This is a genomic window from Limisphaerales bacterium, assembly GCA_014382585.1.
In the GTDB taxonomy this organism is placed as follows: domain Bacteria; phylum Verrucomicrobiota; class Verrucomicrobiia; order Limisphaerales; family UBA1100; genus JACNJL01.
This window is the reverse complement of sequence record JACNJL010000020.1, coordinates 87,292-96,049: the sequence shown is the minus strand read 5'-3', so window position 1 is coordinate 96,049 and position 8,758 is coordinate 87,292. Positions and strand designations below refer to the sequence as shown.

At 56.5% G+C, this 8,758-nt stretch carries 9 protein-coding genes; 2 read left to right on the top strand and 7 right to left on the bottom strand.

The window, feature by feature from the left end; genetic code table 11:
• The 6 genes from H8E27_02180 to H8E27_02155 all read right to left on the bottom strand — a co-directional run.
• Window positions 1–757 (bottom strand): hypothetical protein (locus H8E27_02180; GenBank protein ID MBC8324423.1); only part of this gene is annotated, 757 nt, incomplete at its 3' end.
• A gap of 9 nt (window positions 758–766) precedes the next feature.
• Complete coding sequence (locus H8E27_02175; protein MBC8324422.1) at window positions 767–1,921, bottom strand: hypothetical protein; 1,155 nt, start codon at window positions 1,919–1,921, stop codon at window positions 767–769.
• A 135-nt stretch (window positions 1,922–2,056) separates the two neighbouring features.
• Window positions 2,057–2,395 carry a YbjQ family protein gene (locus H8E27_02170; protein ID MBC8324421.1) on the bottom strand — a complete coding sequence of 113 codons (339 nt, stop codon included), beginning with the start codon at window positions 2,393–2,395 and terminating at the stop codon, window positions 2,057–2,059.
• Window positions 2,396–2,397: 2 nt separating this feature from the next.
• The gene (locus tag H8E27_02165; GenBank protein MBC8324420.1) at window positions 2,398–2,880 is read right to left on the bottom strand and encodes a zf-HC2 domain-containing protein; all 483 of its coding nucleotides are present in this window, start codon (window positions 2,878–2,880) and stop codon (window positions 2,398–2,400) included.
• 12 nt (window positions 2,881–2,892) lie between these two features.
• The gene (locus H8E27_02160) at window positions 2,893–3,417 is read right to left on the bottom strand and encodes an RNA polymerase sigma factor (GenBank protein ID MBC8324419.1); all 525 of its coding nucleotides are present in this window, start codon (window positions 3,415–3,417) and stop codon (window positions 2,893–2,895) included.
• A gap of 297 nt (window positions 3,418–3,714) precedes the next feature.
• Window positions 3,715–5,076 carry a Gfo/Idh/MocA family oxidoreductase gene (locus H8E27_02155; protein ID MBC8324418.1) on the bottom strand — a complete coding sequence of 454 codons (1,362 nt, stop codon included), beginning with the start codon at window positions 5,074–5,076 and terminating at the stop codon, window positions 3,715–3,717.
• Between the two features lie 166 nt (window positions 5,077–5,242).
• Here H8E27_02155 and H8E27_02150 point away from each other — a divergent pair, with 166 nt between their 5' ends.
• Both H8E27_02150 and H8E27_02145 read left to right on the top strand, forming a co-directional pair.
• Window positions 5,243–6,019 carry a hypothetical protein gene (locus tag H8E27_02150; protein ID MBC8324417.1) on the top strand — a complete coding sequence of 259 codons (777 nt, stop codon included), beginning with the start codon at window positions 5,243–5,245 and terminating at the stop codon, window positions 6,017–6,019.
• Window positions 6,020–6,210: 191 nt separating this feature from the next.
• On the top strand, window positions 6,211–7,344 hold the full coding sequence (locus H8E27_02145) for a DUF4339 domain-containing protein (GenBank protein ID MBC8324416.1): 1,134 nt from the start codon (window positions 6,211–6,213) through the stop codon (window positions 7,342–7,344).
• Window positions 7,345–7,359: 15 nt separating this feature from the next.
• Here the strand turns inward: H8E27_02145 and H8E27_02140 are convergent, their stop codons facing one another.
• Complete coding sequence (locus H8E27_02140; GenBank protein MBC8324415.1) at window positions 7,360–8,688, bottom strand: Gfo/Idh/MocA family oxidoreductase; 1,329 nt, start codon at window positions 8,686–8,688, stop codon at window positions 7,360–7,362.
• Window positions 8,689–8,758 lie beyond the last annotated feature (70 nt).

The following is an 8,758-nucleotide window of genomic DNA, read 5'->3' as shown; positions in this document are numbered from 1 at the left end:
CGGCGGTGTTGAATGAGGGAAGGCGTTTGCTCCAGCCATTGGCAATCGTGTCGCGTCCGCCAACGGTGTAGAGGAAATATTCGCCAAGGGCTTCTTTGGCGACGTCTTTTCTTTGTTCAGCCTCGGCAAGCGCTTGGCCCATCGCACCGGCGGCGCGGGCTCTTGTGGCCGTTGAAATAGATGGCCTCGGCCCGCCGCTTGGCGGGGCGGGTTGGCCTTGGCGGGCAAGGTCGATGATTTTTTCTACGAGGCGGACGACACCCACGACGAGGCGGATTTGCGCTTTTGGATAATCTTCGCCGCTACGATTGGTGACGCGGACATTACCGGCGAAGGTCATTTGGTTTTCGTTGGCGTTGGCTTCGCAAAGGTAATCGGCGTTCCACGTGATGCCGCTGGTGAAGTAACGGATTTCCGTTTTCACTTCGCCGGCGAACTCGCTATGGATGTTCCACTCGAGCGTGTTCGTGACACGCGGCGGAAAACGCACGTCAAGAATTTCCACTTCATCGGCGTGAGTGATGGGACGGAACTCCACACTCGTGGGATCAATCAATGTTCCGGCCCAGGAAAACTCCAGGCGGTTGCGGCCTTTTTTGAGTGTGAGCGTGCGGGTTTCTTTGACGAGCGTGAGGTCGGCGCTGTTGTAAATAGTAAGCTGCACCGAGTCGCGCCCCGGAAGGCTGGTGACATTGATGCGCGCCTCGGCGCTTTGCAGGCACACGGCGGCCAACAATGGAAAAATAAATCGTTTCATTGTGGCTCCTTAGTAGCTGGAAGGTTCGTTGCCCTGCACGTTTTTGCGGCGGACGTTAAAGGTGAGGGTGGTCTTCTTGTCGCCGGTGGATTTGGCGGGGAGCTCGAGCGTGTACTCGATGGTGAAGGCGTCCTTCCTGGCGTACTTGTGCGTGCTCTCGATCATCGTCCAATAGCCGGGGATGTGCTCGCGCACGACGAGCGTGACGGGCGTGGTTTTGAAGTTTTGGATCTCCACTTTATAAACCTCGTTTTGATCCCACATCACGACGTGGTTGCTGTTGTTGCGGCGGAGGTTTACGCGTTCGTCAGTAGTTTTGCGCTGCACCACTTTCACTTCGCGGCTTTGGCCGATGTACAGTTTCATCTCGCGATCCACCGGCGTGAGGCCGCCCCAATCTTCGCCGGTGAACGCAACGCCTTCTTTGGTTTTAATAAAAATCCGCACCTTGCCGGGCAATAACGTGTGCGCGCCAAGCTTGCTGGCTTTGTCGTTTTTGATGACGTAATTGAGCGGGATGCCGACGGTTTTCTTTTCGTACTCCGGATCCCACGGGAGTTGCTTGGAATCCCAAGTAAGGATTTTTTTGATGGGTAATTTCTCAATGCGTTCGGAGAGCAGCTCGATGGTTTCCTGATGCTGCACCGTGCGCTTGAAGCCTGCGCCGTAGCCGATTCCGATTTCGGCCTTATCCAAATCCTCGCCGGAATGATTCTGCACGCGTAAATAATTGCGAAGGGTAAGCGCCGTTTCATCTGTCTCAGCCGTGGCCTTGTAAACCGCTTGGCGCGTGATGCCCTGCAGCAAATAACTGATGCGCATCCGCTCGGCCCGCGCGGTGGGGCTGGCGATTTCCCAAATGAGCGCCTGCTCGTTGGGCGGGTACGAAGTGTTGAGCACCTTTACTTTGGCCGGTTCATCGAGCATCCGGATTTGAATGGAAGCCGGATCGATGCTCACGCCTTTCCACGAGAAATCAATTTTGTTCACGCCCTTTTGCAGCGTGATAATGCGTTCCTCCTCCACGAGTGTGGCTTGCAGATTGGCGAGGCTCACCACCACGCGAGCGCGGGCGGGCAGCGCAACGAGTTTGACGCGCGCTTGGGCGGCATCGGTGAGGATGAGTGCGGCGGCGAATATTGAAAACGTTTTGAGAACTTTCATTATTTGTAATTTTGTGGGCCTGTTAATGCTTGGGGGACCGTACCGGCGCAACGCCGAAATGTCATCCCAAACGCGTCCTCATTGGACGGGGTTTTTTAGAAAGAATGCCCGGATTTTTTGCCACAGAGAGAAAAGCTACTCGTTTTCCACCACCACCGCCGTGCCGTAGGCCATCATTTCCGCCGCGCCGCCCATAATGACGGAGGTGGTGAACTGCATACTGATGACGCCGTTGGCGCCGAGCTTTTCGGCTTCGGCGAGCATGCGATCGAGCGCCTGCTCGCGGCTTTCGGCGAGTAGTTTGGCGTACTCAGTCACCTCGCCGCCCACAATATTGCGCAGGCCGGCCATGATATCCTTGCCCACGTGACGGGCGCGGATGGTGTTGCCGCGCACGAGCCCGAGGGCGCGCACGATTTTTTTGCCGGGGATAGTCGGCGAGGTCACAACGATGATGCGATTGGTTTCACTCATAATTAAAATTCCACGTCTGTGTACTTGTCGGCTTTCGACGCCCGAATGCGTTGAAACAGAACGGTAAAAAACAGGATGCCCAAACCGATGATGAGCGCCGGCACGCCAACACGGATGAACATCGGCACTTTATCTTTTGCCTCGGCTGATTTGGCAAACTCCGCGTCAGTGATCAGATCCGCGCATAACAGATACGCACCCACGCCGTACACCATCACGAGGCCGGCGATGAATAGCATTTGCCCAACGCTTGCGCCGACATTGGATTCCGCGTGGCGGTTCAATTCGTTTTTCTCTTGTTCAGTCATCGTATCGTAGGGGATGCCGCCGATATGCTGGCGCAGTTTTTTCATTTCGTCAAAGGCCCGCGCGCACTCGGCGCAGTCTTCCAAAATCAGCTCCACCCGCTGGCGATCGCCCTGCGTCAGCTCCCCGTCCAAATGGGCGGACAACAGCGGCTCGGTTTCGTGGCAGTCGTGTTTCATAGCATCATCGGGTTATTGCAAAAATTTTCTCATCCGTTCGCGCAGTGCACGCCGCGCGCGGTGAAGGCGGCTCATCACCGTGCCCGGTGCGAGGGCCAATACCTCGGCGATTTCACCGTAGCTCAGGTCGTGGAAATCGCGTAGTAATATGATTTCGCGTTGCTCTGTTGGTAGCGCGTCCAATTCGCGCCGGATGATTTGAGCCAATTCACCGCGGGCGGCCGCTTCATCCGGCGCGGGTGCGGCATCGGGCAGTGCTGCCACCGCCTCCGCATCGTGCGGCTTGCGGCGGCGCAGGATGTCGAGCGCGCCATTGCGCACCACTTTCAAAAACCACGCGCGCGCATTGCCGCGGCGCGCATCGAACCGGCCACTGTGCAGCAGCTTGCGCAGGGAATCCTGCACCACATCGGCAGCATCCGCGTGGCGTCCCAGCAACTGAATAGCCAGCGCAAAGCCCGATTCGCTGAGCGCCTCCAGTTTGGCATCCGCCGTTTTCTCGGGGCCCTCAGTCATCGGCCATTCCAGAGAATGCATTGAGCTCGCAACATCTGTCTGGCAGTTCACCACGTCAGCAGTACTACGCGCAACCTTTGGGTTTATTCCGTTTTTTTAACCACAGAGGCACAGAGAACACAGAGGCTTGGTTTCTCTGTGGTGGTTTAGTTCTCCTCCGAAATCCGATGCTTGCGCAGCGGATGAAACGTGGCGAAGACGCCAGTGACGAGGCCCATCAATGCTCTACAACACAAGGCTCAAAGACCAAGCCCCAAGACCCGAAAGGTGATTCGGGTTTGGGGCTTGGGAATGATTTGGGTTTTGGGCCTTTCCCGCTTACCATCCGTGCGGGGCGATGGCTTCTTTGGTGCCGGGGATGGCTTCTTTGGGCGGGGTGTGTTTGCCGGTGGCCCAGTTTTGGTCTTTGGGGAACAGGTTTTGTTTGGAGTTCATGGCCTGATCCCACGTGACTTGGCGGCCGGTGTAGCCGGCCATTCGGCCCATCAACGCCATGCCGGTGGCGTTGCACATGCGGGCGCCGTTGTTGATGGGTTTGCCATCGCGGATGCTGGCGAATAATTCGTCGTGTTCGATCTGGTACATATTACCGCCGGGGCCGGTATAGCGCCAGATGTCCGCGCCGGCGTTATAGGTCCACTTATCGGTTTTGCCTTTGATGGCGTCTTTGCCGGTGATGATGAGGCCGCCGGCGATTTGGGCGCGGCCTTTGGTGCCGAGAATGTAATCGGCGTTCTCACCGTGGCAGCCGGGGATTTGCCGTTGGCCAAGGTGCCCGCGTGCGCCGCGGTCAAACACGTAGTTCACCTCGATGTGATCCCAGATGTTGCCGGAATTATTCGGGCGCTGGCGGCCGCCCACGGCCACGCAGCTGTGCGGCGGGACATCGCCGAACACCCACGAAATTTTATCCACGCTGTGCACCGCCTGTTCCACGAGGCCGTCGCCGCCGCACCACGCGAAGTTGTACCAATTGCGCACCTGCCATTCGATGTCGCTCCATTCCTTGTTGCGGGCGCTGTCCGGCGGCATCGGTTTCACGGGGCCGGTGTAATAGGTGGCGTACATGGACTGCACATCACCGATGGCACCGTCGGCAATGCGTTTGAAAAATTCGCGCCGCGCCGGATCGTATCGCCAGCAAAAGCCCGCCACCACGGCGAGGCCTTTTTTCTCCGCGAGTTTATAAGTCTCCATCACCGACCGCAGCCCGGGCGCATCCGTGGCCATCGGTTTTTCCAGAAAAATATGTTTACCCGCATCCACCGCCGCCTTGAAATGCAGCGGGCGGAATCCCGGCGGCGTGGTGAGGATCACGAGATCCACCCCGCTTTCCAAAACTTTTTGGTACGCATCGAGCCCCACAAACTTGCGTTTCTCGTCAATGTTCACCTGTCCGGCGCGCCGGCCCTGCACTGACTTAAGACTGCGATCAAGCTGATCGCGAAACACCTCGCCCATCGCGTACAGCTCGCAATTGCTATCCGCCGTGAGCGCCTGATTAATCGCACCCGTGCCGCGGCCGCCACAGCCGATGAAGCCGATCTTCAGCTTGCGGCTATCCGGTTTGCCAAACGTGACCGTGGGAAAAGAGATGGCGCTCGCCGCCACAGCGGCCGTCCCGCTGGCCTTGATGAAGGTGCGGCGATTGGTGGATGAGTTGGGTGATGTTTCTTTCATATTGTACCGTCAGTTTGGACGGGAATAGGGTTTTTGGCAATTCAGAGTTTTTGCAGTGACTGAGAAATGGTTCTGGATCAATTCCTTCAAATGATTGGAAGGCTACTATAATAATCACCTGACATTACAGTAGCCAAGAGTGGGCACGGTGTGGCAATCTTGTTCCGTGAAAGCAAACCATATCCTCAAACAACTTTTCCCTGCGCTGGTCATCTTCGGATTGATGCTCGGTTGCGGGGGCGACAAGGACACCGAAAAGCCGACTGGCGATGATCAGAATGGCGGGAGCAGCACCAGCACGCAAAGCGGCGGGAAGAAGGCGGCGGACTTAGCAAAATTCCTCTCGGGCAAACGGCTTTACGTGGAGGTGGATATGTCTCAAATGGGAGGCGGAGAAGCTGCTTCACCGGAAGTTCAAGAAGCTCAACCGGAAGATGAAGGAGATCCATCGCCGGATAGCGAGGGCGAAGGGGGAACGACGGAGGAAGATCCGTCCAGTATAGGTCCCGATCAAGAGAACGGTGAAACGCCAATCTCCACAGCGGCGTCGAGTTTTCGGAAAATGGAGATGGCGTTGCAATTTGAAAAGGACGGCAAATTTTTTCCCGCGCGTAAAATCGCAGGAAAATGGGTTAGCTTGAAGGATGACCTGAGGTATAAAGTAACCGGCTCCTTAAAGGTGACCGTTTATGAAGATGGCAAAGAAGACGGCGGGTTGACCTTTCCAGCAGCGCAACTCAAAAAGGGCGATAAAATCAAATTCGGCCCGGCTGATAGTCAGAGGGAAGCCAGCATCACAAAAATCGAAGACGCCAGCCCATTAGCTACGCGTCCCCAAGGCGGTGGCAGTGATGGCGGTGGTCTCAACGAGCCTGCGCCTGAGCCGAGTGAGGAGGGATTGCCCTTGCCCGAAGCCGAGTCGGTGGAGGAAGAAAATGGTTAACGTTCCACTAACCCCTTCCTGCCTCGCTGAAAATGTTGTTTTAGGAAAAGGCTTGGCCGCAAGGAGGGGCGGGGTTGGTTGCGTGCACTTCAGGGCCATGATTAGAGTTTTTTCAATTATAAAATAAACTTCCATTTACAGTATGCAGCGGCGGGGGGCTATGTTAGTGTCTGGGCTTTCGCGAATATCAAATGAGCGAATTGCAAATCCACATCACCCGCAACGGAGAGCAGCATGGCCCGTATCCGGAGGCAAATGCCCGCGAGATGATGGCGGCCGGGCAGCTGTTGCCTACAGATTTGGCATGGCACGCTGGGGCAGATGGATGGAAGGCATTGAGTGAAGTTTTAGGAGCTGCTACCCAGCCATCGGCAACACCTCCGCCGCCACCCCCTCCCGGAGGCGGAATGCCCAAGCGTACGATGGCAGGGGCTGCTCCAGCTGAAGAAAAGCCAGAAGATTCGGAACCGGGCGATCCGGATAAAATCAGCGTTACCCGCAAGGGCGAACCTATCGGCCCCTACTCGCGGGAGAAGGCGAAGGAATATTTTGCCACTGGCCAATTGCTGCCCACTGACTGGGGCTGGCATGACGGCATGGATGACTGGAAGCCGCTAAATGTGGTGCTGGGAATGGCGGCACCTGCTCCCACTGCAGCCATGAGTGGTCGGCCCGGTAAAGGCAAGAAGGTGGGGATGATTGCCGGGATTGTGGTGCTGGTGTCTGGGTTGATCTTTGCCGGCATCACCTATGGCCCGGGACTGGTGGCCAAAATCTCCGGTGGCGGTAAAATTGATACCCCGGAGGAACTAGCCAAACGAGCGGTGAAAGCCTTGGCCAAGAAGGATTTTGAAGCGTTCGAAAAACTGACTCCTTTAGTATGGTCAAAGGGTGAATGGGAAAAAGCGTTTGAGGAAATATATATGGGTATGACGGATGAATCCCTTGAAAAATTGGCAAAGATGGAGGGAGTCTCCTTATCAGAAATGAAAGAGGAACTAAAAAAGAAAATTGAAGAAGAACTTGAAAAAGAAATGGAAGATGTTCCGGAGGATCGTGAGAAGCTCAGGCAAGCATTTGAAGCAATTCTAAAGGACGCGGAAGCCGATGGAGTAGTGTGGAGTGAGGTAGAATTTGTCAGTGCGGATACGTCAGAGATTGATGCAATGAGAGGGCCGGCAGGAAAGCTTTCGATAGGTAAAAAAGGAGATATAGATGTCACCATTTCCTGCAAGGGGAAGGACTATGTGTTGACATTAGGTGCTTGTGTTTTCCTCCCCTCAACGGGTTGGGTTGCCCCCGGTGTACGGTGGAAGGGCGACTGAGCCTTGGGGCTCGCCTCACTCCCAGTCGTGTGGCTTGATGACTTCGTCCCGGCCGGGATGGCGGACGGCGCGAGGTGGGAACTTCATATCGAAGGCGATCTTTTCGGGCACGAGGGCTTCCTTGGAATTGAGCATCATCTCCCACGTGACTTTCTTGCCGGTGTAAGCGGCGGTGCGGGCCATCATCGCCATCAGGGTGGTGGTGATCATTCGGTCGCCGGTGTTCAGGGGGTTGCCGTCGCGGATGGCGGCGTACATTTCGTCGTGCTCAGTTTGGTAGCCGTTGTTGTTGCGTTCGTTTTTGGCACCGGGGGTCCAGCGCCATTTTAATCCATCGGCGTTTGAGAACACGTGGTGCTTGCGGCCGCTTTCGCCGGTGTACTTGGCTTTGGAGCCAAAGACGCGATCCCACACGCCGTTTTCGCAGCCATCCATTTGGCGGGTGAAATGGTAGCCCTGCGTGCCGTCGGCCCAGGAAAATTCCACGGCGAAGTGATCGAAGATGTTGCCTTCGTCCGGGCCGCGGTTCTGGCGGCCGCCACTGGCGATGGCATAGGCGGGGGGTTGGTCGCCCATGGCCCAAAGCATTTTGTCGATGCTGTGCACGCCTTGCTCGACGATATGATCACCGCTCAGCCACGTGAAGTAGTACCAACGGCGGATCATGTATTCCACGTCGCTCTTGGTATTGTGGCGGCCAAAATCGACGTAGCGTTTGCGGGCGTTGTTGTTGTAGCTGCTGAAGATGGCCTGGATATCGCCCAGCTCGCCGTCGCGGATGCGTTTGTAAGTGTCGCGTTGGGCGTAGGTCCAGCGCCACACAAAACCGTCCACGATGGAGGTGCCTTGTTTTTTGGCTTTGGCGATGGATTCAATGACCGAGCGCGCGCCGGGGCCATCGGTGGCCATTGGTTTCTCTGCAAAAATGTGTTTCTTGGCATCCACGGCGGTCTTGATGTGTAATGGCCGGAACCCGGGCGGAGTGGTGAGCAGCACGACGTCCACATCGCTTTCGATGACTTTTTGGTAGGCATCGAGCCCGACGTGCACGCGGCTTTTGTCGACGTTGACTTTGCCGGGATGAATTTTGGAAATGGCTTTGAGTCCCGCCTCTGCTTTGTCTGCAAAGGCCTCGCCGATGGACCACAGCTCGACGTTGCTGTCCGCGCGCAGGGCTTGGTTGATGGCGCCCGAGCCACGACCGCCGCAGCCGATCCAACCGATCTTGAGTTTATTGCTGTTGGGTTTGCCCAAAGTGATGGTGGGGAAAGCGAGCGCCGCGCCCGCGGTGGCGGTGGAGGCTTTGAGGAATGTCCGCCGAGTGGAATCGTGTTTGGTTTTCATAAGGTGTGAAATGCGCGGACAGATTAGGCTGAGGTCAAGGTGGGGTCAAGCCGTGGCCTTTCCTAAAAAC